A 23,251-nucleotide genomic window follows, 5' to 3' on the forward strand; every position below is an offset into this window, starting at 1 on the left:
CGCGACAGGTGAGAATGTGGGGGTGTTCCAGCAACTGTTCAGCCCCTCCGTCCAGCACACGCTCGACCTGATCGGCATCTTCGTCTTCGCGATCTCCGGCGCCCTGCTGGCCGTCCGCAAGAACTTCGACGTCTTCGGCATCGCCGTCCTCGCGGAGATCACCGCGCTGGGCGGAGGGCTGCTGCGCGACATCATCATCGGTGCGGTACCCCCGGCGGCCTTCACCGACCTGGGGTACTTCACCACACCGCTCGTCGCCGCCCTGCTCGTGTTCTTCCTGCACCCGCAGGTGGAACGCATCCAGGTCGGCGTGAACGTCTTCGACGCGGCCGGACTCGGACTGTTCTGCGTCACCGGCACCGTCAAGGCGTACGACTACGGGCTCGGCCTGACCGCCTCCGCCGCCCTCGGCCTCGCGACCGCCGTGGGCGGCGGTGTGCTGCGGGACGTCCTCGCCAACGAGGTCCCCTCGCTGCTGCGCTGGGACCGCGACCTCTACGCGGTCCCCGCGATCGTCGGCGCCACGATGGTGGTCCTGTGCATCCGCTACGACGCGCTCACCCCGTTCACCAGCGGCCTGGCCATCGTCACGGCTTTCGTGCTGCGCCTGTTCGCGATGCGGTTCCACTGGCGAGCTCCGCGCGCGTGGAACCGCCGCTCGACGGTGCGAGAGGACGAGAGCTCCTGATCCGGTCGGTGCCGGCCGCCGTGCCGGCACCTCCGGTGGTGGTCGTGCCGCCGAGTCCGCCCGCCGTGCCGGCCGTACCCGCCCTTCCGCCCGTCGTGCCCGCGGTGCCTCCCGTGCCCGCCGCGGCCCGCCCGCCGTGACGGAACTGCTCGGTCAGCCAGCGGAACACCTCCGGCAGCTGGGGCCGCCACAGCCCCATGTCGTGGCCGCCCGCGCTGCGCGGCAGCAGCACCACGTCCACGGTCGTCGGCGGCTTGGCGATCGCCTGGATCGCCGCGCCCGCCTGGTACCCGTCACCGGACTCGCCGGAGAAGTAGAGGGCGACCCTCGGGGGGACGCGGTCGGCGCGCAGCATCAGGTAGGGGTTGTTGCGCCGGCGCAGTTCCAGGGTCCGTGCGGCGAGCGAACCGCGCTCGCCCTTCGGGTCGTTGTAGCCGGACATGCTCACCGCGGCCCGGAAGCGGTCGGGGTGGGCGACGGCCAGCTTGGTGGCGCAGTGCGCCCCGGCCGAGTACCCGGCCGTGGCCCAGCCGTTCGGGGCGGACTCGGCGCGGAAGTTGTCCATGACCATCCGCGGGACGTCGATGCTCAGCCAGCTCTCCGCGTTCACCGTTCCCGGGATGTTCGCGCAGCCGGTGTCCGCGCGGGCCACCAGGTTGGTGCGCGGCGCGACCAGGATGAACGGCGCGACCCGCCCGTCGAGCATCATCGGCCGCAGCTGCTCGTGCACCCGCAGGGAACCGAACCATGCCTTGGCCGAGCCGGGATAGCCCGGCAGCAGTTCCACCACGGGGAACCTCCGGTGCCGGTAGGCGGGTTCGTTGTACTGCGGCGGCAGCCAGACGTAGACCTCGGCGTTCACGCCCGAGACCCGGCCCTTCAGGTCGGTGACGCGCACCCCGCCGGCCGACCCCATGCGCGGGCCCTGGGCCGGCTCGAAGGTCTGGCGCATCCTGGGCAGGGTCTTCAGAGAGATCCCTCCGGTGCCGTCGACGCCGAGGTCGGCGGCCTGCTGGACGTGGTTGCCGGTGCCGAGCAGGTCGGCCCAGTTGTCGTACAGGTTGTTGGCGTTGTTCACGAGGACGAACACCAGGCTGATCGCCGTCCCCTGGGCGAACAGCAGCATCAGAAGCCGGCTCGCGGCGCGCACGGGCGCCGGTCCGGGCACCCGGGACCACAGGACCAGGGGCAGCAGAAGTGCGAACACGCACAGCACGAGGCAGGTCAGAAGGAACGTCGTCCCGGTGAGGCTCATGTCCCATCAGAGGAGATCCCGGACCGATTGGTCACGGATGATTGCGGACACTTAACAAGAAATTGCCGAATCCTCACCTGGATGGGCGGACGACGGGACGCCCGCGCGACCGCCGTTCCGAAAGCTACCGCTTAGTAATTTCCTGTTGTACGGTTCACGTATGCCAGAAGCAGCTTCGGTACAGGCCGTACGGGCCACGATCGGCGACAGCGAGTTCGACCGGGACACCGCCGTCACCCCGCGCGGGGCCGGCGTCTACGACGTCGACCTCTCCGCCGGGTGGACGATCATCACCGCCGTCAACGGCGGCTACCTCCTGGCCGTCCTCGGCCGCGCGCTCGCCGACGCCCTCCCGCACTCCGACCCGTTCACCGTTTCCGCGCACTATCTGACCGCGTCCCAGCCCGGTCCCGCGGTCGTCCGCACGGACGTCGTGCGCACCGGCCGGACGCTCTCGACCGGACAGGCGTCCCTCTTCCAGTACGACGACGAGGGCCGCGAGGTCGAGCGCATCCGCGTGCTCGCCTCGTACGGCGATCTCGACGCCCTGCCCGACGACGTGCGCACGACCGCGGTGCCGCCGGCGATCCCGCCCATGGACCAGTGCTTCGGTCCGCAGGACGCCCCCGCGCCCATCCCCGGCAGCTCGGCGATCACCGACCGGCTGTTCCTCAAGCTGGACCCGGCGACCCTCGGCTGGGCGCTCGGCGCTCCGTCCGGGAAGGGCGAGATGCGGTCGTGGTTCGGGCTCGCCGACGGCCGCGACGCCGATCCGCTCTCGCTGCTCCTCGCGGTCGACGCGCTGCCGCCGACGGCCTTCGAGATCGGCCTCTCCGGCTGGGTCCCGACCGTCGAGCTGACCGTGCACGTGCGCTGCCGCCCGGCGCCCGGCCCGCTGCGCGTCTCGATCACCACCCGCAATCTCGCCGGGGGCTTCCTGGAGGAGGACGCGGAGGTCTGGGACAGCGCCGACCGCCTGGTCGCCCAGTCCCGCCAGCTGGCCCGCGCCCGGCTCGCCTGACGCCCGCGCGGTCCTCCGGCGGCGGGAGCGGCACAGGTCCGTCCGTGCCGCTCCCGTCGTCCCGGTGCGCGCCCCTCGCGCCGGCGCCCCGTCCGGTGCCCGGGCACGGCGTCCCGAGCCGTCAGACGGTCACCAGCGGGCTGCGGCCCGTCCAGGCCGCCAGCCGTCCGTAGGCGTCGGCGTCCTCGGCTGCCGGCGTCACCGCGCCGAAGGGGAGTTCGGGGTCCTCGCGTCCCTCGTCGGGCAGTACCCGCTGGGCGATCATGAGCGCGAACTCGGCCAGTTCCGAGTCGAGTTCGAGGGGCCGGCCGAGCGCCTCCCAGAGGTCCCAGGTGTGCGTGACCGCCTCCATGACATAGCCGGCCAGCGCGATACGTCCGGTCGCCTCGCCCCAGGGCACCGTCACCGGGGCGTCCAGCCGCGCGTCGTCCGCCCAGGCCTCGCGGACCCGCGTCCCGACCTCGTCGTACGCGGCCTCCCAGCCGTCGTCCGGCACCCCGTCGGCGAACGGGCGCACCGCGAGGCCGTCGCCGCCCTCCCCGATCACGGCGATCCGGCGGGTTCCGCCGACCATGTGCGACAGCAGCAGCCGTACGTCGAACTCGGCGCACGGGGTGGGGCCGTCCAGCTGCTCCGGCCGGACGGCCGCGACGAGCGAGGCGATCTGGGCGGCGGCGCGGGCGTACAGGGGGCGGGGGTCCATGGCGTTCATGACTACCTCTTCCGGGTCTCGGTGTGCTCCCACCCTCGGCGCATAACCTGACAGTTTCCGTCAGCATTTGCGGACGGTCCGCGCGGAGCGCGATCCTGGGCCCGTGAAGTCCGACCGGCTCCTGTCGATCCTGCTGCTGCTCCAGACCCGCGGCCGGGTCCCGGCGCACGAACTCGCCGACCGTCTTGAGGTGTCGGTGCGCACGATCTACCGGGACATCGAGGCCCTGTCCGCCTCCGGCGTCCCGGTCTACGCCGAACGCGGGCGGCACGGCGGGATCGAACTGCTCGCCGGATTCCGTACGGACGTCACGGGACTGACCGCGGACGAGTCCCGCTCGCTGTTCATCCTGGCCGCCCAGGGAGCCCACGCCGCCCTGGGTCTGGACGCCGCGCTCGGCTCGGCGCTGCGCAAGGTGATGGCCGCGCTGCCCGCGCCGTTCAGGCCCGCCGCCGAGGTCACCAGCCGCCGGGTCCTCGTCGACGCCACCCGCTGGAAGGGCGGCCCCCGGCGGGCCGCCGATCTGGACGTGTTGCAGGACGCCGTCTTCTCCGACCGCCGGCTGCGGCTGCGCTACCGCCACGGCGGCGACGCCGAACCGCGCACCTACACCGTCGATCCGTACGGCCTCGTCTCCAAGGCCGGGGTCTGGTACCTGGTCGCCGACCGGCGGGGTGAACCACGGCTGTTCCGTGCCGACCGGGTCCGCTCGGCGACCCTGCTGACCGACCCGGTCCGGCGCCGGCCAGGCGTCGAACTCGCCGACGCCTGGGAGGTGTTGCGCCGGCAGGTCGAGGAGCGGCCGGGGGGTGTCGAGGTCACCGTCCGGGTGCGCCGCTCCCGCCTGGACATGTTCGTACGCCTCCACGCGGCCTCCCTCGCCGAACTGCCCGAGGACGAGGGCGCCGGCGAGTGGGTGACCGCGCGCCTCTCGCTCGGCTCGGTGCGCGAGACCCGCACGCTGCTGGCCTTCGGGGACGCGCTCGAGGTCCTCGCGCCGGCGGAGGCCCGGCGGGAGCTGGCGGCGACGGCCGCGGCCATCAGCGCGGTGTACGACGGGGGTTGAGCGCCCGGCGCCGGGCCGCGCCGCACAGCAAGACACAGCCTCGGCACAGCGCGGCCCTACGTGGATCTGGTCCGCTGTCTCCCGCTCGTCCGGCTCTCGTCGGCCGACCCACGTGACCTGACCGGGAGTTGCCCCATGAACCGTCGTGCACGACTCGTTCCCCTCGTCGCCCTCCTCGCGCTCTCGCCCCTCCTCGCGGCCTGTGGCTCGGGCGGCTCGTCGTCCTCGGACGGCACCGGCTCCGGAGGGCGGAACTGCACCCGCCCGTCCGGGATGCCGAGCGGCGGGCCCGGCGGCCGTCCCGGCGGCGCCCCCACGGGCATGCCCTCGCGGTCCGGCACCCCCTCGGGCGTGCCCACCGGGAAGGCACCCTCCGGGTTCCCCTCGGGCATGCCGAGCGGCGCTCCCGGCGGTGGCACGGGCGGTGGCACGGGCGGGGGCCAGGGCGGCGGCGAGGGCGGCTGCGGCGGCCCCAGCGGCGGCCAGACGGGCCAGAGCCAGGGCCAGGGCCAGGGCCAAGGCTGAGAGCCGGGCCCGGACAGGGCCGACCACCCCTGGGGCGTGGCCCGGCACGAGGCTCCTCGCGGTACAGCCCCGTGCCCGGGCCGGGCCGCCGCGGCGGTCAGCCGAGCCAGTGGTGGCGGCCGATGCTGATCAGCCGCATCTGACGGCTCGCGACCCCGGCCACCCGCTCGCGCTCCTCCTCGGAGCCGTCCAGCGCCTCCAGGAACGCCGAGGCGGCCATCAGCATGTGGTCGACGTACAGCCCCGCCAGCATCAGCAGATCGTCCCGGCTCCACCCCGCCGACTCGGGGTGCTCGGCCAGCGCGTCGCGGACCTCCTCGGCGAACCGGGCCAGCTGCTCGCGGATCGCGTCCCGCACCGGCTGGACCCCGCCGTGCCGCTCGCGCGCGATGAAGCGGACGTGCGCCGGGTGCGCCCCGACGTGGTGGGCGATCAGTTCCACGGCACGGCCGATGCGTTCGTCGCTGTCGCCGGCCGTGGACACGATGTCCTCGATCATCGGGTGCAGGCTGCCGAGCGCCTCCTCGACCAGCGCCGCGCCGAGATCCGCCGTCGAGCGGAAGTGCCGGTAGAAGGCGGTCGGGGCGACTCCCACGGCGCGGGTGACCTCCCGCAGCCCCAGGCTGCTCAGGCTCTGGTCCTCCAGGAGCCCCAACGCCGCGTCCAGCAGCGCCTGCCGGGTCTTCTGCTTCTGCGCCTGGCGGATGCCGAGAGTGTGACTCATGCCATGCAGTTAACAACTGTTCTCTGGAATTTTAAAGCCGTGGGGCACGCTAGACTCAAGAGTCAGTGAACAAGTGTTACTACAACCGTTCACTGAGTCGTCAAGTCCCGGAAACAACGGGCCCTCACCGTTGAGGTGCCGGACGTTCCAGGACCGGACTTCGAGACTTCTTCGAGAGGCATCCCATGCTGTTCCTCGTCGCCGCACTCCTGCTGCTCGGCGTTGTGATGGGTTCCGTGGCGCACGCGCCGCTGACCGTCAGCCTCGCCGCCGCGGCCGTCATCGGCGTCTGGCTGATCGTCTTCGCGCTGCGCGAGCGCGGGGCCCGCCGGCGCCACTCCTCCGCCAACTGACCGTTGGTCCCGCACCATTGCCGACCGGCCGTTGGTCCCACCCCGCACCGACTGACCGTTGGGAGCTGATTCACGTCATGGAACTCACCACGCGAACCACCGGCACGACCCGCAGCACCGGCACGACCCGTCCCGCCCGTGCCACCGGCACGCCCCGCACCACCGAGGCGGCCGCCGTGCGCCGGACCGGAGTCAAGGACGCGGACGGCATGGCCGTCGCCTCCTTCGTCCTCGGCCTGCTCGGCCTGCTCGTGCTGAACGTCTTCCTCGGCCCCGTCGCCATCGCCCTCGCCTCCGTCGCCCTCTGGCGCGGAACGGCCCGCCGGGGCCGCGCCTTCCTCGGCCTCGGCCTGGGAATCGCCGACCTGGCCGTCCTGGTCGCCTTCATGCAGTTCGACAACACGGTGTCCTGGAGCTTCTGAGACGGCGACGGCAGCCGGGGCTCCGGGCACGGAGCCGGCCGTCCGGCCGCGAGGGGCGGGGGACGAGGGGGAGCGGGGGACGAGGGGGAGCGGGCCCGTAGAATCGAGCCCACCATGGCTTACCTCGACCACGCCGCGACCACGCCCATGCTTCCCGAGGCAGTAGAGGCCCTGACCGCCCGGCTGACCGTCACGGGCAACGCCTCCTCCCTCCACGCCGCCGGCCGCACCGCACGGCGTGCGGTCGAGGAGGCCCGCGAGACCCTGGCGGACGCCCTCGGCGCGCGCCCCAGCGAGGTGGTCCTCACCTCCGGCGGCACCGAGGCGGACAACCTCGCGGTGAAGGGCCTGTACTGGTCCCGCAGGGACGCCGATCCGGCCCGTACCCGCGTCCTGGCGAGCCCCGTCGAGCACCACGCCGTCCTCGACGCCGTCCACTGGCTCGGCGAGCACGAGGGCGCCACGGTCGAGTACCTTCCCGTCGACGCGTACGGCCGTGTCCACCCCGGCGCCCTGCGCGAGGCCGTCGCCCGCAACCCCGACGACGTCGCCCTCGCCACGGTCATGTGGGCCAACAATGAGATCGGCACCCTCATGCCGGTGCGTGAACTGGCCGACGTCGCGGCCGAGTTCGGGATCCCGCTGCACGCCGACGCGGTCCAGGCGTTCGGCCAGGTCCCCGTCGACTTCGCGGCCTCGGGCCTCGCCGCGATGACGGTCTCCGGCCACAAGATCGGCGGCCCCTACGGCATCGGCGCGCTCCTCCTGGGCCGCGAGTACAGCCCCGTGCCCGTGCTCCACGGCGGCGGCCAGGAGCGACACGTCCGCTCCGGCACGCTCGACGTGCCCGGCGTCGTCTCCTTCGCGGTCGCCGGGCGGCTGGCCGCCGAACGGCGCGAGTGGTTCGCCACCGAGATCGGCGCCCTGCGCGACGACCTCGTCGACGCCGTCCTCAAGGCCGTGCCCGACGCGATCCTCGGCGGCGACCCGGCACCCGGGGGCCGGCTGCCCGCCAACGCGCACTTCACGTTCCCGGGCTGCGAGGGCGACTCGCTGCTCCTGCTGCTCGACGCGCAGGGCATCGAGTGCTCCACCGGCTCGGCCTGCACGGCGGGGGTCGCCCAGCCGAGCCATGTCCTCCTCGCCACCGGCACCGACCCGGACCTCGCCAGGGGCACCCTGCGCTTCTCCCTCGGCCACACCTCCACCCGGGCGGACGTGGCGGCCGTGGCGCGCGCGATCGGCCCGGCGGTGGAACGGGCGCGCAGGGCGGGCCTGACCTGACCCGGGCCGGTCGGCCCGGCCCGGGATCCGGGCGCCGGGAAGTGCCGGGGAACCCTCGTCAGGCCCGGGCCGACCGGGCCCGCCGCACGAGCCGTATGTACCGGTCCCAGTGCCCGGGACCTCGACGTGGCCGATGATGTGCTCGCGGTCCACCGGGATGCCGTACCGGCCGCATATCCCGGCCGTCAGCCGCGCCGAGGCCTCGTACATCGCGTCCGTGAACGAGGAGGGGCGGTCGACGAAGCCCTCGTGCTCGATGCCGACGCTGCGTTCGTTGTACGCGCGGTTGCCCGCGTGGAAGGCCACGTCCAGCTCGCGGATCATCTGGGTGACGTGACCGTCCCTGCGGACGACATAGTGAGCGGCCGCCCCGTGCCGGGGATCCTGGAACACCCGCACCGCGCTCGCGAAACTGCCCTGGGTGACATGCACGACCACGCGGTCTATGACGTAGTCGGCGGGGCGGTCCGCCCGCCGCCAGTTCGCCGCCGAGGCCGCCACCCACTGCGCGCCCCGGAAGTCCACGGCCCCCGCGACGCGCGCCTTCTCCACACCCGGCAGCCGCCACCACAGATGCGACAGCTCCTCGCGGGCGAGCCCCGCCGCGCTCACGCCGGCCGCCAGACCGCCGATCAGCAGCACCCGCCGCCCGACCGGCCGGTCCGCGTCCTTGGCGCCCCCGGAACCGCCGCTCCGTGACGCTCCCGCCTTCCCCTTTTTCGCCCCCATGCGATCTTCAACGGATACTCGCGGGTTCCGGTTCCCGCGGCCCCGTACCCTGGAGGGGTTATGACTGACACCTCGCAGCGCCCCCTCCGCGTCCTCGCCGCCATGTCGGGCGGAGTGGACTCCGCCGTAGCCGCCGCCCGTGCCGCCGAGGCAGGGCACGACGTGACGGGCGTTCACCTCGCCCTCTCGGCGAACCCGCAGTCGTTCCGGACCGGAGCGCGCGGCTGCTGCACCATCGAGGACTCGCGCGACGCCCGCCGGGCCGCCGACGTCATCGGCATCCCGTTCTACGTCTGGGACCTCGCCGAGCGCTTCCGCGAGGACGTCGTCGAGGACTTCATCGCCGAGTACGAGGCCGGGCGCACCCCGAACCCCTGCCTGCGCTGCAACGAGAAGATCAAGTTCGCCGCCCTGCTGGACAAGGCGCTCGCGCTGGGCTTCGACGCGGTCTGCACCGGCCACTACGCGCAGGTGATCGTCCGCGAGGACGGCACGCGCGAGCTGCACCGGGCCTCCGACATGGCCAAGGACCAGTCGTACGTCCTCGGTGTCCTGGACGACCGCCAGCTCGCCCACGCGCTGTTCCCGCTCGGCGACACGGTCACCACCAAGGACGAGATCCGCGCCGAGGCCGAGCGGCGGGGCCTGGCCGTCGCCAAGAAGCCGGACTCGCACGACATCTGCTTCATCGCCGACGGCGACACCCAGGGCTTCCTCGCGGACCGGCTCGGCAAGGCCGAGGGCGACATCGTCGACGAGGCCGGCCTCAGGATCGGCACCCACGAGGGCGCGTACGGCTTCACGATCGGCCAGCGCAAGGGACTGCGCATCGGCACCCCGGCCGCCGACGGCAAGCCCCGCTACGTCCTCGACATCTCGCCGGTGAACAACACGGTCACCGTGGGCCCGGCCGCCTCCCTGGACGTGTCCGCGCTGACCGCGATCAAGCCCCGCTGGTGCGGCGCGGCCCCCACCGGCCCCGGCACCTACACCGCCCAGCTCCGCGCCCACGGCGGCGAGACCGAGGTGAACGCCGAGCTGGTGGACGGCGAACTGCGGGTCACCTTCACCGAGCCGGTCCGCGGTGTCGCCCCCGGCCAGGCGATCGTCCTGTACGACGACACCCGCGTGGTCGGCTCGGCGACGATCGCGACGACCACCCGCGCGACGGCGGACGTCTAGGAGCCGGACACGCCCCGGGCCGGGCCGACGGGCCGGCCTAGGCGTCCGTGCCGAAGAACTCCGCCAGGACCGGGGCGAGCGCCACGGGATCGACCATGTGGGTCTGCCCCGCCAGCGTGCGGTACGACCCCTTCGGCGCCGCCTCCGCGACGGTCCGGGCCGCCTCGCGCATCCACGCGGGGCTCGCGTCGCCCGCGACCGACAGCAGCGGCACGGAGAGCGCGGCCAGCCGTTCCCGGGGCACCCGGTTCTCGCCCATCGCGGCGTCGTCGTACGCCAGGGTCGGCGCGAGGGCCTCCATGCCGGGCCAGGCGTGGGACATGCGCACCCCGGCGATCATCTCCGGGGGTGTGCCCACGAGGGCCAGGAACAGCTCGACCGCCTCGCCGCGCCGGTCCTGCCCGAGCAGTTCGGTCAGCCGCCGGGTGTACTCCGTCCGCCGCCTGCCCGCCGTCTCGTCGACGGCGAACGGCGTCTCGTAGACCGCGACCTCGCGGACGGGCAGCCCGCTCATCGCCGCCTCCAGGGCCAGCGCGCCTCCCGAGGAGATGCCGTACAGCGCCGCGCCGCCCCCGCAGACCTCGATCAGCGCCGCGATGTCCTCGACCTCACGGGCCACCGCGAACGGTGCCGTGTCACCGCTGCCGCCGCGGCCACGCCGGTCGTAGGTGACCGCGGCGAAGCGGTCCGAGAGGGCCTCGGCGAGGGGCGCCAGCGTGGCGCCCGTGCACATGGCGCCCCCGACCAGGACGACCGCGGGGCCCTCACCGTGCCGTTCGTACGCGATCGTGGTGCCGTCGCGCGAGATCGTCTTCTTGTCCATGTCCGAAGAGACTGCCGGGTCGGCGGGAACTCGTCGTGTCACCACGCCCGCGCCCGGCCGGATCTCAGGACACGTCCGTCTCGTAGAAGCAGAGGTGGTCCCTGATCTCGGCGACATCGGGCTTGGGATCGGGATAGGCCCACACCAGGTCGGCGGCGCCGGGACGGGACCAGTAGGACGCGGTGCCCTTGAACGGGCAGTACGTGTGGGTGTCGGAGGGCGTCAGCAGATCCAGTCTGACGTCCTCGGGCGGGAGGTAGTAGCGCACCGGACAGCCCGTCTCGCGCAGCACCAGGGGGCGGTCGCTCTCCGCCAGGACCTGTCCGCCGTGCACGACGCGGACGTGCCGCGCTTCCCGCTCGATGGTGATCGTGTGTCCTTCAGCCATACTCGGAAAGCGCTCGCGGGCCCCGATTCGTTCCCGCGTACCGTGAAGCCATGAACATCTGTGTCTTCCTCTCCGCCGCCGACCTCGACGACCGCTACACGCGCCCCGCGCGGGAGTTCGCCGAACTCCTCGGCAAGGGCGGCCACACCCTCGTGTGGGGCGGCTCCGACGTTGGGCTGATGAAGGTCGTCGCCGACGGAGTGCAGGAGGCGGGCGGACGGCTGGTGGGCGTCTCCGTGGAGTTCCTCGCCGCCAAGGCGCGCCCCGGCGCCGACGAGATGGTCGTCGCGCGCGACCTGGCCGAGCGCAAGGCGCTGCTCCTGGCGAAGGCCGACGCGGTGGTCGTCATGGTCGGAGGCACCGGCACCCTGGACGAGGCGACCGAGATCCTGGAGCTGAAGAAGCACGGGAAGACCGACAAGCCGGTGGTCCTGCTCAACACGGCCGGTTTCTACGACGGGCTCAGGGAGCAGTTCCTGCGGATGGACGCCGAGGGCTTCCTGCCGGTTCCGCTCACCGACCTGGTGTTCTTCGCCGAGGAGCCGGTGGGCGCGCTGGCCTACCTGGAGGAGAGCACCGGCACCGTCTGAGACACCGGCACCTGGTCGGTGGCCGGCCTCCGGTGATGCGAGCATGGCGTCCATGGCTACACATGTGATCACCGGGGCCGGTTCCGGCATCGGCGCGGCCGTCGCCCGCCGTCTGCACGCGCGCGGGGACGAACTCGTGCTCCACGCGCGCGACGCCGGCCGCGCGAAGGAGCTGGCCGCCGCGTTCCCCGGCGCGAAGACCCTCGTCGGCGACCTGGCGGACCCCGACAAGCTCTCCTGGGCGTTCTCGCACCAGGCGCTCCCCGGCCGGGTCGACTCCCTGCTGCACATCGCGGGCGTGGTCGACCTCGGCCCGGTCGGAGAACTGACCCCGAAGTCCTGGCGCCATCAGCTCAACGTCAACCTGATCGCCCCCGCCGAGCTGACCCGCCACTTCCTGCCCCAGCTGCGCGTCTCCCAGGGGCACGTGATCTTCGTCAACTCCGGTGCCGGCCTGAGCGCCCACGCCGACTGGTCCGCCTACGCCGCCTCCAAGCACGGCCTGAAGGCCCTCGCCGACTCCCTGCGCCACGAGGAGCACGCGGCCGGGGTCCGGGTGACCTCCGTCTACCCGGGCCGCACCGCAAGCCCCATGCAGGCCAAGGTCCACCAGCAGGAGGGCAAGGCGTACGACGCCTCGAAGTGGATCGACCCCGAGTCGGTGGCCACGACCATCCTGATGGCGCTCGACCTGCCCCGGGACGCCGAGGTCAACGATCTGACGGTGCGCCCGGGAGGCTGAGGCGGACGCGGGATTCCGTAGGCTTCCGGGGTGAGCGAAAACAGCGAGTTCAGGTTCGGCGCCGCCACCGGGATCGGGTCCATGCCGGGCGGTGACGCGCGGGAGACCGCCAAGACCGTCACCGGTTCCTTCGAGGACTTCCCCTTCCTCCCCGAACTGCCCGCACGCGGGCCCGGGGCGGACATGATCGGCCGGACCGCGGGGATGCTCGTCGAGCTGTTCGCGCGCGTGGAGCCCAGCGGCTGGCGCTTCGGGGACCGGCCGGGCCGCGACACCAGGCGGGCCCGGTCGTGGCTGGGGGAGGACCTCGACGCCCTGGAGGAGTTCACCCAGGGCTACGAGGGCCCCCTCAAGGTGCAGGCCGTCGGCCCCTGGACCCTGGCCGCCGCACTGGAGCTGAGGAACGGCGAGTCCGCGCTCTCCGACCCCGGCGCCTGCCGCGACCTTGCCGGATCACTCGCCGAGGGCCTGCGCATCCACCTCGACGAGGTGCGCCGGCGGATCCCCGGGGCCCGGGTCGTCCTCCAGCTCGACGAACCCTCCCTGGTCGCCGTGCTCCGCGGCGCCGTGCCCACCGCCAGCGGTTACCGCACCCACCGCGCGGTGGACCGCCAGATCGCCGAGGCCACGCTCCGCGACATCGTCGCCGTGAACGCGGGCGGTCCCGTCGTCGTCCACAGCTGCGCGCCCGACGTCCCCTTCGCCCTGCTGCGCCGTGCGGGCGCGGCAGGGGTCTCCTTCGACTTCTCCCTCCTCACCGAACGTGACGACGAGGCGATCGGCGAGGCGGTCGAGGGCGGTACGCGGCTGTTCGCCGGTGTCGTCCCCGGCGTGGACGTCCCATTGTCGGACCCTGCCGGTAGCGTCATGGGTGTCAGGACGCTGTGGCGCAGTCTGGGGCTGCGGCCGGGTCTTCTGGCGGAGGCGGTCACGCTCACTCCGTCGTGCGGACTCGCGGGGGCCTCCCCCGACTTCGCGCGCAGGGCGCTGGCCCACTGCGTCCGGGCGGCGAGATCCCTCGCGGACAACCCAGAGTAACGGGAGGACACAACGGTGGCCGGCGAAGAGCACGCAGAGCCCACATCGGTACCCGCCGAGGCACGGGAGAAGCACGCGCAGCTCGCTGAGCAGATCGAGGAGCACCGCTTCCGGTACTACGCGAAGGACGCTCCCGTCATCAGTGACGCGGAGTTCGACACGCTCCTGCGTTCGCTCGAAGCGCTCGAGGACGAGTACCCGGAACTGCGGACACCGGATTCGCCGACCCAGAAGGTCGCCGTCGAGTACGAGACCGATCTCGCCGAGGTCGAGCACCGCGAGCGCATGCTCTCCCTCGACAACGTCTTCGACGACGCGGGGCTCGCGGCCTGGGCCACCCGTGTGGCCAAGGACGTGGGTTCGTCCGACTACCACTTCCTGTGCGAACTCAAGGTCGACGGCCTCGCCGTGAACCTGACGTACGAGGACGGCAGGCTCACCCGCGCGGCCACCCGGGGAACCGGCCGGACCGGTGAGGACATCACCCCCAACGTCATGACGATCGCGGAGATCCCGCACCGCCTGAAGGGTGATCACGTTCCCCGGCTCGTCGAGATCCGCGGCGAGGTCTACTTCCCGATGGAGGAGTTCGAAGGGCTCAACTCCCGTCGCGTGGAGGCCGGCGAGAAGCCGTACGCCAACCCCCGCAACTCGGCGGCGGGTTCGCTGCGTCAGAAGGACCCCAAGGTCACCGCGACGCTGCCGCTCCACATGGTCGTCCACGGCATCGGCGCCCTGGAGGGGTTCGAGGGTCTGGGCCGGCTCTCCGAGGCCTACGGCCTGCTGCACTCCTGGGGACTGCCGACCACCCGGTACGCCAAGGTGGTCGACGACCTCGACGGCGTACGGGAGTTCATCGCGTTCTACGGCGAGAACCGCCACTCCGTGGAGCACGAGATCGACGGCGTGGTCGTCAAGCTCGACGAGATCCCCCTCCAGGGCAGGCTCGGCTCCACCGCGCGCGCACCCCGCTGGGCGATCGCCTGGAAGTACGCGCCCGAGGAGGTCAACACCAAGCTGGTCAACATCCGCGTCGGCGTGGGCCGTACGGGCCGGGTCACCCCGTACGCGCAGGTCGAGCCGGTGACGGTCGCGGGCTCCGAGGTCGAGTTCGCCACCCTGCACAACCAGGAGGTGGTGAAGGCCAAGGGCGTCCTCATCGGGGACACCGTGGTGCTGCGCAAGGCCGGTGACGTCATCCCCGAGATCCTCGGACCGGTCGCCGACCTGCGCGACGGCAGCGAGCGGGAGTTCGTGATGCCGGCCGAGTGCCCCGAGTGCGGTACGCCGCTGCGCGCCATGAAGGAAGGCGACATCGATCTGCGCTGCCCCAACGGCCGTTCCTGCCCGGCCCAGTTGAGAGAGCGCGTCTCCTATCTCGCGGGCAGGGAGTGCCTGGACATCGACCACTTCGGTGACGTGGCCGCCGCGGCGCTGACCCGCCCGCTGGAGCCCGTGGCCCCGCCGCTGGTCGACGAGGGCGACCTCTTCGACCTCACCGTCGAGCAGTTGCTCCCGATCAAGGCGTACGTCCTCGACCAGGTCAGCGGCCTGCCCAAGCGGGACCCGAAGACCGGTGAGGAGAAGGTCGTCACGGTCTTCGCCAACCAGAAAGGTGAGCCGAAGAAGAACACGCTTGCCCTGCTGGAGAAGATCGCCGAGGCGCGGACGCGACCGCTCGCCCGGTTCCTCAACGGGCTCTCGATCCGCCACGTGGGCCCGGTGGCCGCCGAGGCGCTGGCCCGCGAGTTCCGTTCCGTCGACCGCATCGAGCAGGCCACCGAGGAGGAACTCGCCGCGGTCGACGGGGTCGGCGGGATCATCGCGACCTCGGTCAAGGAATGGTTCGCCGAGGACTGGCACCGCGAGATCGTCCGCAAGTGGAAGGCGGCCGGCGTCCGGATGGAGGACGAGGGCGCGGGCGAGGACGAGGGACCGCGTCCGCTCGAAGGCCTCACCGTCGTGGTCACGGGCACGCTCGAACACCACACACGGGACGGGGCGAAGGAGGAGCTCCAGAGCCGTGGAGCAAAGGTGACCGGATCTGTTTCGAAGAAGACATCCTTCGTTGTGGTGGGCGACAATCCCGGCTCGAAGTATGACAAGGCGATGCAGTTGAAGGTTCCTGTCCTGAACGAGGAGGGCTTCGCCGTCCTGTTGGAGCAGGGTCCGGACGCGGCGGCGGAGGCCGCGCTTCCGATCGAGGAATAGGGGCACAGGTCCACCCGTTCGGCGCAAATCGTCTCCATACGGGTGACCAGGGCGCATTCGGGCAACCGTCGGCGACCGCTGCCCGTGGAAGCCTTCCGCGGCCTACTGTTGACGTGTGCGCCCCCCGTGCCCGGCCGCGGTCGGCGCATCCTTCCGCTCGGCGCGAGCCGGCAGGAAGGGTTTTCCGACGCGACACCGCTGGCAGTCGTCGCCGGCAACGGATCGTGTCGCGTGGGCACCGCCGGCAGTGAGAGGGACGGGAATGGAACCGACCGAGAGCGCCGCTCCCGACTCACGGCTGCGCCTGCGCCGGACGACCGGCGCATGGCTGACCGGCCTGCGGACGGGACGGCCTTCGGAACGCCAGGCCCGGACCGGGCCCGGCGCCGCACCGTTCGCCCCGACCGCCGTCCCCGGCACCCTCACCGCCGCACGCGACACCGGCCTGCCGGGCCAGGACCCCGAACGGCAACCGTCCTGGCCCGCACTGCCGTCGGCGGTCGTGGCCACCGCCGCGTTCGTCCTGGGCGCCGGCTTCTACCGCGCGTTCAGCGGTCACCACGCGCTCTTCCCGTGCGGCACCGTCGGCTGGGCCCTGGCGCTGCTGACCGGTGTCATCGTCGGTCACCTGGTCGCGCTCGGCCGGGCCCGCTGGTGGGGCGGCACCGGTTCCGGCGCCGCGCTCACCCTCGCGGTCCTGCTGCTGTACGGCTGGGTCCCGGCCGGCATGGTCAGCCTCACCGTCGTGGTCCTGGTGGGCATGGCCCGCCGCAACCGCTGGCGCCAGGGCATCCTGCACGGCGCCGCCGACATCCTCGGCATCGGCGCCGGAGCCCTGGTCCTCGCCGCGTTCGGGCGGTTCCCGAGCGTCGAGACGCCCTGGGCCCCCGCCACCTGGACCTTCTACACCGCCCCCCAGCTGGTGCTGGTCGCCGGCGCCTATCTCGCCGTCACCCGCGTCCTGCTCTGGTACCTCAACACCCCGGGCGGCGGCCTGCCGACCGTCGCCCGTACTGCCCTGGTCCGGCACGGTCTGGTGGCCGTGGCACTGCTCGGCATCGCCCCGCTGGTCTGTGTCGTCGCGATGGCCCAGCCGACCCTGCTGCCGCTGTTCTCGATCCCGCTGATCGCCCTCGACTCCACCCTGTGGATAGCCCGGGCACGGGCCGAGGAACAACTGCGCGACCCCCTGACCGGACTGCCGAACCGTCAGTGGCTGCTGGAGCGGACGTGGACGGCACTGGACGACGCCGAGCGTATCGGCGCCCGCTCCGCCCTCATGCTCATCGACCTCGACCGCTTCCGTTCGGTGAACGACACGCTGGGACACCTCGCCGGGGACCGGCTGCTCCTCCAGATAGCCGAGCGGCTGCGGCTGGCCCTGCCGCGCGGGGCGGAGGCCGCGCGGCTCGGAGGTGACGAGTTCGCCGTGTTACTGCCGGTCGTCGACTCCACCACCTCGGCCACCCGGGTCGCCCGCAATCTGGTCGCCACCCTCGGCTCGCCGCTCGACCTGGACGGACTCACCCTCGTCCTGGAGGCCAGCGCCGGGCTCGCCGTCTTCCCCGACCACGCGCTCGACGCGGAGGGGCTGCTCCGTCTCGCCGACATCGCGATGTACCAGGCGAAGCGTGACCGTACGGGCGTCGAGGTGTACGAGTCCAAGCGGGACTCCAACACGCCCGACCGGCTCGGTCTGCTCGGCGATCTGCGCCGGGCCCTGGACACCGGTGACGTCGAACTGCACTACCAGCCCAAGGTCCGCTTCGACGGGCAGGTGGCGGGTCTCGAGGCGCTGGTGCGGTGGGTGCATCCCGAGCGCGGCAAGGTCCCGCCGGACGAGTTCATCGCCATCGCCGAGTCGTCCGGGCTGATGCCCCACCTCACCGAGTACGTCCTGGAGACGGCGCTCGGGCAGGTCGCCCGCTGGCGGGCGCAGGGGCTGTACGTTCCCGTCGCGGTCAACGTGTCGCCGCGTGACGTCCACACGCCGGGGTTCGCCGGCGCCGTCGCCGCCCGTCTGGCCCGGCACGGAGTTCCCGCGGGAGCGCTCCAACTGGAGATAACGGAGCATGTGCTGCTGGAGGACCCGCAGCGTGCCGCCGACACCCTCGCGGCGCTGACCGGGCACGGAGTGAAGATGTCGCTGGACGACTTCGGCACCGGGTACTCCTCCCTGGTCCATCTGCGCCGGCTGCCGGTCAGCGAGCTGAAGATCGACCGCTCGTTCGTGGCGCGGCTCGCCGTGGACGCCGAGGACGCCGAGATCGTGCGGTGCACTCTCGATCTCGCCCATTCGCTGGGGCTTCTCGTCGTGGCGGAGGGGGTCGAGGACGACGAGACGTGGGAGCGGCTGCGGGATCTGGGGTGTGACGCCGTCCAGGGGTGGCTCGTCGCCGCGGCGATGCCGCCGGAGGAGGCCACGGCGTGGCTGCTCGCCCGGGGTGTCCGTGGCTGGCAGCGCCCCCGAGCCGCGCTCCCGGCCGCCGAGTAACCCTCGCCCGGGTCGGCCCCGGTTTCCCGGCCTGCGGCCGCCAGCCCACTTCCCGGCCTGCGGCCGGCCGTCTCCCGCCCGCGCAACGCCCGTTCGCCGGGAAGTCGGGCTCTCGCGTTCGGGTGTCGCGCCGTTGGCGGCGGGTGGTCTTTCCGGCTTTCGGCCGGGCGTTTCCCGCCCGCGCTCCGCCCGTTCGCCGTTCGCCGGGAAGTCGGGCTCTCGCGTTCGGGTGTCGCGCCGTTGGCGGCGGGTGGTCTTTCCGGCCTGCGGCCGGGCGTTTCCCGCCCGCGCACCGCCCGTTCAACCCCTCCCGAGAAGCCGGCGTCGCCCGTTCGGGCGTCTCGCCGTCGGCGGCGGACCGGTTCGTCGCACGGGCCCGGTGGCCGCCGATGGTGGGGGACCCTCCTGGGGAGAGCTCGGCTGGGCGTCGGGGGTCACGGGTGGTGCGTGGGTGGGAGACCTCCGGCCGCAGGCCGAGTCGACCCGCGGTACGTCCCCGGCGCCGGGACGCCGTAGCGGCGGGACGGTCGTGCCGGAGACGTCGGTTTGGGCGGGGCCGGGGCGGGCGGCGGCAAACCCGGGCGCGGGCATGGGGCCGGGCCCCATAGGATTGGGCCAAACCACACCGCACTCACCCCAGAGGATCGCTGCATGCCTGGCATCACGCGCGAGGAGGTCGCCCACCTCGCACGGCTGGCGCGTCTGGAGCTGAAGGGCGAAGAGCTCGACCACTTCGCAGGCCAGCTGGACGACATCATCGGCGCGGTCGCCCGCGTCAGCGAGGTCGCCGACCAAGACGTACCGCCGACCTCTCATCCGCTGCCGCTGACGAACGTCATGCGCGTGGACGAGGTCCGTCCGTCGCTCACCCCCGAGCAGGCGCTCTCCGGCGCCCCGGCCCAGGAGCAGCAGCGTTTCAAGGTGCCGCAGATCCTGGGGGAGGACTAATCACCATGACGGACACCAACGTCAACATCATCAAGCTCACCGCCGCCGAGACCGCCGAGAAGATCGCCGCGGGCGAGCTGACGGCGGTCGAGGTCACCGAGGCCCACCTCGCGCGGATCGAGGCCGTCGACGAGAAGGTGCACGCCTTCCTGCACGTCGACCGCGAGGGCGCCCTCGCCCAGGCGCGCGCCGTGGACGCCAAGCGGGAGGCCGGCCAGAAGCTCGGCCCGCTCGCCGGCGTCCCGCTCGCGCTCAAGGACATCTTCACCACCGAGGGCATCCCGACCACCGTCGGCTCCAAGATCCTCGAAGGCTGGATCCCGCCGTACGACGCGACCCTCACCAAGCGGCTCAAGGCCGCCGACGTCGTCATCCTCGGCAAGACCAACATGGACGAGTTCGCCATGGGGTCCTCGACCGAGAACAGCGCGTACGGTCCGACCGGCAACCCCTGGGACCTCACCCGGATCCCCGGCGGCTCGGGCGGCGGCTCCTCCGCGGCCCTCGCCTCGTACCAGGCGCCCCTCGCCATCGGCACCGACACCGGCGGCTCCATCCGCCAGCCGGCCGCCGTCACCGGCACGGTCGGCGTCAAGCCGACGTACGGCGCGGTCTCCCGCTACGGCATGGTGGCGTTCTCCAGCTCCCTCGACCAGGGCGGCCCCTGCGCCCGTACGGTCCTCGACGCCGCCCTCCTGCACGAGGTCATCGCCGGGCACGACCCGCTCGACTCCACCTCCATCGACGCCCCGGTCCCGCCGGTCGTCGAGGCCGCCCGCAACGGCAGCGTCGCGGGAATGCGCGTCGGTGTCGTCAAGCAGTTCCGCGGCGAGGGCTACCAGGCCGGTGTCATCCAGCGCTTCGACGAGTCCGTCGAGCTGCTGAAGGAACTGGGCGCCGAGATCGTCGAGCTGGACTGCCCGTCCTTCGACCTGGCGCTCTCCGCGTACTACCTGATCGCCCCGTCCGAGTGCTCCAGCAACCTCGCCCGCTTCGACGGCCTGCGCTACGGCCTGCGGTCGGGCGACGACGGCACGCGCTCCGCCGAGGACGTCACCGCCCTCACCCGCGAGGCCGGCTTCGGCCCCGAGGTCAAGCGCCGCGTCATGCTCGGCACGTACGCGCTCAGCTCCGGCTACTACGACGCGTACTACGGCAGCGCCCAGAAGGTCCGTACGCTCATCTCGCGCGACTTCGACAAGGCGTTCGAGCAGGTCGACGTGATCGTCTCCCCGACCACGCCCACCACCGCCTTCCCGATCGGCGAGCGCGCCGACGACCCGATGGCGATGTACCTCGCGGACCTGTGCACCATCCCGACCAACCTGGCCGGCAACTCCGCGATGTCGCTGCCCTGCGGTCTCGCCCCGGAGGACAACCTCCCGGTCGGACTCCAGATCATCGCCCCGGCGCTGAAGGACGACCGTCTGTACAAGGTCGGAGCCGCCGTCGAGGCCGCCTTCGTGGAAAAGTGGGGGCACCCGCTGCTTGAGGAGGCTCCGTCGCTGTGAGCAAGGCAATGTCCAAGGCCAAGGGCTTCAAGAAGTCCAAGTCCGGCACGTATCTGTCCATCGCCGGCACGGCGTTCGGTGCCTTCGGTGTCGCCAAGCAGGTCAAGAAGGCCCGCAAGGAACACGACACGCTGCGCCTCATCGACGCGGCCGTGTCCGCCGCCGCCATCGTCACAGGCCTCGCCATCCTCTACCGGGAGCTCAAGCGCCTGGGCGACGACGACGTCCTGCTGGGCTGAGAGGGAAGTTTTCACCGTGACCACCACGACCGACCTGGTGTCGTACGAGGACGCGCTCGCGTCGTACGACCCCGTCATGGGCCTCGAAGTCCATGTCGAACTCGGCACCAAGACGAAGATGTTCTGCGGCTGTTCGACCGAGCTGGGCGCCGAGCCCAACTCGCAGACCTGCCCGACCTGCCTCGGCATGCCCGGCGCCCTCCCGGTCGTCAACGCGACCGGCGTCGAGTCCGCCATCAAGATCGGCCTCGCGCTGCACTGCGAGATCGCCGAATGGTGCCGCTTCGCCCGGAAGAACTACTTCTATCCGGACATGCCGAAGAACTTCCAGACCTCCCAGTACGACGAGCCGATCGCCTTCAACGGCTATCTGGACGTCCAGCTGGAGGACGGCGAGGTCTTCCGCGTCCAGATCGAGCGCGCCCACATGGAGGAGGACACCGGCAAGTCGACGCACGTCGGCGGTGCCACCGGCCGCATCCACGGCGCCTCGCACTCCCTGCTCGACTACAACCGCGCGGGCATCCCCCTCATCGAGATCGTCACCAAGCCGATCGAGGGCGCGGGCGAGCGGGCCCCCGAGGTCGCCAAGGCGTACGTCGCCGAACTGCGCGAGCTCATCCGGGCGCTCGGCGTGTCGGACGCCCGCATGGAGATGGGCCAGATGCGCTGCGACGTGAACCTGTCGCTGCGTCCGCACGGGCGGGAGAAGTTCGGTACGCGCTCCGAGACGAAGAACGTCAACTCGCTGCGTTCCGTCGAGCGTGCCGCCCGCTTCGAGATCATGCGCCACGCCGCGGTGCTGAACTCCGGCGGCACGATCATCCAGGAGACCCGCCACTTCCACGAGGACACCGGGTCCACGACCTCGGGCCGCGTGAAGGAGGAGGCGGAGGACTACCGGTACTTCCCGGAGCCCGACCTCGTCCCCGTCGCTCCGTCCCGCGACTGGGTCGAGGAGCTGCGCGCCGGGCTGCCCGAGCAGCCGCTGGCCCGCCGCAACCGGCTGCGCGAGGAGTGGGACGTCAACGCCCACGACATGCAGTCGATGCTCAACGCCGGCGCGATCGACTCGATCGTCGCGACGATCGAGGCCGGTGCCGACTCCACCTCCGCCCGCAAGTGGTGGATGGGCGAGCTGGCCCGCAGCGCCAACGAGTCGGGCAAGGCCCTGGAGGACCTGCCGATCACCCCGGCCCAGGTCGCCCGGGTGTCCGAGCTGGTCACCGCCGGTGACCTGAACGACAAGCTGGCCCGTCAGGTCATCGAGGGCGTCCTCGCCGGCGAGGGCACCCCGGACGAGGTCGTCGACAAGCGCGGTCTGAAGGTCGTCTCGGACGAGGGCGCGCTCACCGTCGCCGTCGACGAGGCCATCGCGGGGAACGCCGGCATCGCCGACAAGATCCGCGGCGGCAAGGTCCAGGCCGTCGGCGCGCTGGTCGGCGCGGTCATGAAGGCCACCCGCGGTCAGGCCGACGCGGCTCGCGTCAAGGAGCTCATCCTGGAGAAGCTGGGCGTCTCCGAGGGCTGAGGTCCGGGTTTTCCCACACCCCGGGGGGTGCGCCGCGACCGGTGCACCCCCCGGGGTCTGTGTCGGCGTGCTCAGGTCAACGCGCTACGCTCCCGCGCCATGAGTGGAAGCACCGACTCCAAGCCGCACGACCGTACGACGCACGACCGTACGACGCGGGACCGCGAGACCGGCGATCGCGAGACCCGCGACAGCGAGATCCGAGACGGCGAGACCCGCGACAGCGAGACCCGGACCCCACCGGAGCCCGACGCCGAGACCCCCACCCCCACCCCCACCCTCACCCCAGCCGCCCCCGACGCCGAGGACCCCACCCCCGCCGACCCCGATGCCGAGGACCCGACCCCGGTCGGTCCCGACGCCGAGGGAACGGGCGGCGAGGAAGGGAGCGGCGAGGAAGAGAGCGACGACGACCCGGGTGACGAGGATCGCGACCCCGAGGCGCGCCGGGCCCGCTGGATCGCCGCCGGGACGGGAGCCCTGCTCACCGTCGCCGGACTCGCCGCGTCGGTGATGCGCACCTCCGTCTCCGGAACGGTTCTCGTACCCCTCTCCTATGCCTCGGGCGCCGTCCTGTGTGCGGGAGCGTCGGTGCTCGGCGCCAAGGGCCGCACCGGGCGGGCGCTGTTTCTGATGATCGCCGGTGTGATGGTCATGGCTGTGGGTGACCAGCTGGACTGAGGTGCGGCCGATGGGGTGACAGAGGCCACGTGAAACCGCTGTGACCTCGGTCGCAGTCCTGTGAGTAAGCCCACGAATGCGACAAAGGATCATT

General features: G+C 72.3%; 23 protein-coding genes and 1 pseudogene. 18 read left to right on the top strand and 6 right to left on the bottom strand.

The window, feature by feature from the left end; genetic code table 11:
- The first annotated feature begins 22 nt into the window (after window positions 1-22).
- On the top strand, window positions 23-688 hold the full coding sequence (locus tag WJM95_RS23215) for a trimeric intracellular cation channel family protein (protein ID WP_339131736.1): 666 nt from the start codon (window positions 23-25) through the stop codon (window positions 686-688).
- On the opposite strand, the gene WJM95_RS23220 is transcribed toward WJM95_RS23215, so the two are convergent.
- On the bottom strand, window positions 588-1,943 hold the full coding sequence (locus WJM95_RS23220) for an alpha/beta hydrolase-fold protein (protein WP_339131737.1): 1,356 nt from the start codon (window positions 1,941-1,943) through the stop codon (window positions 588-590). The genes WJM95_RS23215 and WJM95_RS23220 overlap by 101 nt on opposite strands.
- Window positions 1,944-2,103: 160 nt before the next feature.
- Between WJM95_RS23220 and WJM95_RS23225 the strand changes: the two genes are divergently transcribed.
- Window positions 2,104-2,964 (top strand): thioesterase family protein, encoded by an 861-nt coding sequence (locus WJM95_RS23225; RefSeq protein WP_339131738.1) that lies wholly within the window; start codon window positions 2,104-2,106, stop codon window positions 2,962-2,964.
- A gap of 121 nt (window positions 2,965-3,085) precedes the next feature.
- On the opposite strand, the gene WJM95_RS23230 is transcribed toward WJM95_RS23225, so the two are convergent.
- Window positions 3,086-3,676: a TIGR03086 family metal-binding protein gene (locus tag WJM95_RS23230; RefSeq protein ID WP_339131739.1), complete on the bottom strand. Its 591-nt coding sequence runs from the start codon at window positions 3,674-3,676 to the stop codon at window positions 3,086-3,088.
- Window positions 3,677-3,779: 103 nt separating this feature from the next.
- Between WJM95_RS23230 and WJM95_RS23235 the strand changes: the two genes are divergently transcribed.
- Window positions 3,780-4,742, top strand: coding sequence for a YafY family protein (locus WJM95_RS23235; protein ID WP_339131740.1), 963 nt, complete (start codon window positions 3,780-3,782; stop codon window positions 4,740-4,742).
- A gap of 135 nt (window positions 4,743-4,877) precedes the next feature.
- Window positions 4,878-5,267 carry a hypothetical protein gene (locus tag WJM95_RS23240; RefSeq protein ID WP_339131741.1) on the top strand — a complete coding sequence of 130 codons (390 nt, stop codon included), beginning with the start codon at window positions 4,878-4,880 and terminating at the stop codon, window positions 5,265-5,267.
- 97 nt (window positions 5,268-5,364) lie between these two features.
- Here WJM95_RS23240 and WJM95_RS23245 read toward each other — a convergent pair whose 3' ends face one another.
- A complete protein-coding gene (locus WJM95_RS23245) occupies window positions 5,365-5,991 on the bottom strand; it encodes a TetR family transcriptional regulator (RefSeq protein ID WP_339131742.1) in 627 nt (208 codons plus the stop codon).
- A 185-nt stretch (window positions 5,992-6,176) separates the two neighbouring features.
- On the opposite strand from WJM95_RS23245, the gene WJM95_RS23250 reads away from it, so the two are divergent.
- The 3 genes from WJM95_RS23250 (at window position 6,177) to WJM95_RS23260 (ending at window position 8,050) form a co-directional block, all read left to right on the top strand.
- Window positions 6,177-6,344 carry a hypothetical protein gene (locus WJM95_RS23250; protein ID WP_339131743.1) on the top strand — a complete coding sequence of 56 codons (168 nt, stop codon included), beginning with the start codon at window positions 6,177-6,179 and terminating at the stop codon, window positions 6,342-6,344.
- A gap of 209 nt (window positions 6,345-6,553) precedes the next feature.
- On the top strand, window positions 6,554-6,766 hold the full coding sequence (locus WJM95_RS23255; RefSeq protein WP_339135790.1) for a DUF4190 domain-containing protein: 213 nt from the start codon (window positions 6,554-6,556) through the stop codon (window positions 6,764-6,766).
- Between the two features lie 114 nt (window positions 6,767-6,880).
- The gene (locus tag WJM95_RS23260; protein WP_339131744.1) at window positions 6,881-8,050 is read left to right on the top strand and encodes a cysteine desulfurase family protein; all 1,170 of its coding nucleotides are present in this window, start codon (window positions 6,881-6,883) and stop codon (window positions 8,048-8,050) included.
- Window positions 8,051-8,108: 58 nt separating this feature from the next.
- Here WJM95_RS23260 and WJM95_RS23265 read toward each other — a convergent pair.
- Window positions 8,109-8,779 (bottom strand): annotated as a pseudogene (locus WJM95_RS23265) (N-acetylmuramoyl-L-alanine amidase).
- Window positions 8,780-8,839: 60 nt separating this feature from the next.
- Between WJM95_RS23265 and mnmA the strand changes: the two are divergent.
- Entirely contained in the window at window positions 8,840-9,961 is a 1,122-nt protein-coding gene (gene mnmA, locus WJM95_RS23270; protein WP_339131745.1) for a tRNA 2-thiouridine(34) synthase MnmA, read from the top strand.
- A 37-nt stretch (window positions 9,962-9,998) separates the two neighbouring features.
- Here the strand turns inward: mnmA and WJM95_RS23275 are convergent, their stop codons facing one another.
- Window positions 9,999-10,784: an alpha/beta hydrolase gene (locus WJM95_RS23275; protein ID WP_339131746.1), complete on the bottom strand. Its 786-nt coding sequence runs from the start codon at window positions 10,782-10,784 to the stop codon at window positions 9,999-10,001.
- A gap of 64 nt (window positions 10,785-10,848) precedes the next feature.
- The gene (locus tag WJM95_RS23280) at window positions 10,849-11,172 is read right to left on the bottom strand and encodes a DUF427 domain-containing protein (protein ID WP_339131747.1); all 324 of its coding nucleotides are present in this window, start codon (window positions 11,170-11,172) and stop codon (window positions 10,849-10,851) included.
- Window positions 11,173-11,222: 50 nt separating this feature from the next.
- Here WJM95_RS23280 and WJM95_RS23285 point away from each other — a divergent pair, with 50 nt between their 5' ends.
- The 10 genes from WJM95_RS23285 to WJM95_RS23330 all read left to right on the top strand — a co-directional run bounded on the left by WJM95_RS23285 (window position 11,223) and on the right by WJM95_RS23330 (window position 23,157).
- A complete protein-coding gene (locus WJM95_RS23285) occupies window positions 11,223-11,762 on the top strand; it encodes a TIGR00730 family Rossman fold protein (protein ID WP_339131748.1) in 540 nt (179 codons plus the stop codon).
- Window positions 11,763-11,805: 43 nt separating this feature from the next.
- Window positions 11,806-12,504, top strand: coding sequence for an SDR family oxidoreductase (locus WJM95_RS23290; RefSeq protein ID WP_339131749.1), 699 nt, complete (start codon window positions 11,806-11,808; stop codon window positions 12,502-12,504).
- Window positions 12,505-12,534: 30 nt separating this feature from the next.
- On the top strand, window positions 12,535-13,542 hold the full coding sequence (locus tag WJM95_RS23295) for a methionine synthase (RefSeq protein ID WP_339131750.1): 1,008 nt from the start codon (window positions 12,535-12,537) through the stop codon (window positions 13,540-13,542).
- 15 nt (window positions 13,543-13,557) lie between these two features.
- The gene (ligA, locus tag WJM95_RS23300; protein ID WP_339131751.1) at window positions 13,558-15,753 is read left to right on the top strand and encodes an NAD-dependent DNA ligase LigA; all 2,196 of its coding nucleotides are present in this window, start codon (window positions 13,558-13,560) and stop codon (window positions 15,751-15,753) included.
- 262 nt (window positions 15,754-16,015) lie between these two features.
- Window positions 16,016-18,247: a bifunctional diguanylate cyclase/phosphodiesterase gene (locus WJM95_RS23305; RefSeq protein WP_339131752.1), complete on the top strand. Its 2,232-nt coding sequence runs from the start codon at window positions 16,016-16,018 to the stop codon at window positions 18,245-18,247.
- 651 nt (window positions 18,248-18,898) lie between these two features.
- The gene (gene gatC, locus WJM95_RS23310; RefSeq protein WP_037622623.1) at window positions 18,899-19,195 is read left to right on the top strand and encodes an Asp-tRNA(Asn)/Glu-tRNA(Gln) amidotransferase subunit GatC; all 297 of its coding nucleotides are present in this window, start codon (window positions 18,899-18,901) and stop codon (window positions 19,193-19,195) included.
- 5 nt (window positions 19,196-19,200) lie between these two features.
- Complete coding sequence (gatA, locus tag WJM95_RS23315; RefSeq protein ID WP_339131753.1) at window positions 19,201-20,706, top strand: Asp-tRNA(Asn)/Glu-tRNA(Gln) amidotransferase subunit GatA; 1,506 nt, start codon at window positions 19,201-19,203, stop codon at window positions 20,704-20,706.
- The gene (locus WJM95_RS23320) at window positions 20,703-20,945 is read left to right on the top strand and encodes a hypothetical protein (protein WP_339131754.1); all 243 of its coding nucleotides are present in this window, start codon (window positions 20,703-20,705) and stop codon (window positions 20,943-20,945) included. Before gatA ends, WJM95_RS23320 begins: the two co-directional genes overlap by 4 nt.
- Window positions 20,946-20,961: 16 nt before the next feature.
- On the top strand, window positions 20,962-22,476 hold the full coding sequence (gene gatB, locus WJM95_RS23325) for an Asp-tRNA(Asn)/Glu-tRNA(Gln) amidotransferase subunit GatB (protein ID WP_339131755.1): 1,515 nt from the start codon (window positions 20,962-20,964) through the stop codon (window positions 22,474-22,476).
- A 99-nt stretch (window positions 22,477-22,575) separates the two neighbouring features.
- The gene (locus WJM95_RS23330; RefSeq protein WP_339131756.1) at window positions 22,576-23,157 is read left to right on the top strand and encodes a hypothetical protein; all 582 of its coding nucleotides are present in this window, start codon (window positions 22,576-22,578) and stop codon (window positions 23,155-23,157) included.
- The last annotated feature ends 94 nt before the right edge of the window (window positions 23,158-23,251 follow it).

The organism is Streptomyces sp. f51, assembly GCF_037940415.1.
Classification (GTDB): domain Bacteria; phylum Actinomycetota; class Actinomycetes; order Streptomycetales; family Streptomycetaceae; genus Streptomyces.

What these genes read in the sequence shown, in the direction of transcription:
- WJM95_RS23220 (WP_339131737.1), bottom strand. Translation starts at nt 1,943, where the DNA reads ATGAGCCTCACCGGGACGACGTTCCTTCTGACCTGCCTCGTGCTGTGC.
- WJM95_RS23230 (WP_339131739.1), bottom strand. Translation starts at nt 3,676, where the DNA reads ATGAACGCCATGGACCCCCGCCCCCTGTACGCCCGCGCCGCCGCCCAG.
- WJM95_RS23290 (WP_339131749.1), top strand. Translation starts at nt 11,806, where the DNA reads ATGGCGTCCATGGCTACACATGTGATCACCGGGGCCGGTTCCGGCATC.
- WJM95_RS23255 (WP_339135790.1), top strand. Translation starts at nt 6,554, where the DNA reads ATGGCCGTCGCCTCCTTCGTCCTCGGCCTGCTCGGCCTGCTCGTGCTG.
- WJM95_RS23330 (WP_339131756.1), top strand. Translation starts at nt 22,576, where the DNA reads ATGAGTGGAAGCACCGACTCCAAGCCGCACGACCGTACGACGCACGAC.
- WJM95_RS23285 (WP_339131748.1), top strand. Translation starts at nt 11,223, where the DNA reads ATGAACATCTGTGTCTTCCTCTCCGCCGCCGACCTCGACGACCGCTAC.
- WJM95_RS23260 (WP_339131744.1), top strand. Translation starts at nt 6,881, where the DNA reads ATGGCTTACCTCGACCACGCCGCGACCACGCCCATGCTTCCCGAGGCA.
- mnmA (WP_339131745.1), top strand. Translation starts at nt 8,840, where the DNA reads ATGACTGACACCTCGCAGCGCCCCCTCCGCGTCCTCGCCGCCATGTCG.
- WJM95_RS23245 (WP_339131742.1), bottom strand. Translation starts at nt 5,991, where the DNA reads ATGAGTCACACTCTCGGCATCCGCCAGGCGCAGAAGCAGAAGACCCGG.
- WJM95_RS23305 (WP_339131752.1), top strand. Translation starts at nt 16,016, where the DNA reads ATGGAACCGACCGAGAGCGCCGCTCCCGACTCACGGCTGCGCCTGCGC.
- gatC (WP_037622623.1), top strand. Translation starts at nt 18,899, where the DNA reads ATGCCTGGCATCACGCGCGAGGAGGTCGCCCACCTCGCACGGCTGGCG.
- WJM95_RS23275 (WP_339131746.1), bottom strand. Translation starts at nt 10,784, where the DNA reads ATGGACAAGAAGACGATCTCGCGCGACGGCACCACGATCGCGTACGAA.
- WJM95_RS23280 (WP_339131747.1), bottom strand. Translation starts at nt 11,172, where the DNA reads ATGGCTGAAGGACACACGATCACCATCGAGCGGGAAGCGCGGCACGTC.
- WJM95_RS23225 (WP_339131738.1), top strand. Translation starts at nt 2,104, where the DNA reads ATGCCAGAAGCAGCTTCGGTACAGGCCGTACGGGCCACGATCGGCGAC.
- WJM95_RS23250 (WP_339131743.1), top strand. Translation starts at nt 6,177, where the DNA reads ATGCTGTTCCTCGTCGCCGCACTCCTGCTGCTCGGCGTTGTGATGGGT.
- WJM95_RS23240 (WP_339131741.1), top strand. Translation starts at nt 4,878, where the DNA reads ATGAACCGTCGTGCACGACTCGTTCCCCTCGTCGCCCTCCTCGCGCTC.
- gatA (WP_339131753.1), top strand. Translation starts at nt 19,201, where the DNA reads ATGACGGACACCAACGTCAACATCATCAAGCTCACCGCCGCCGAGACC.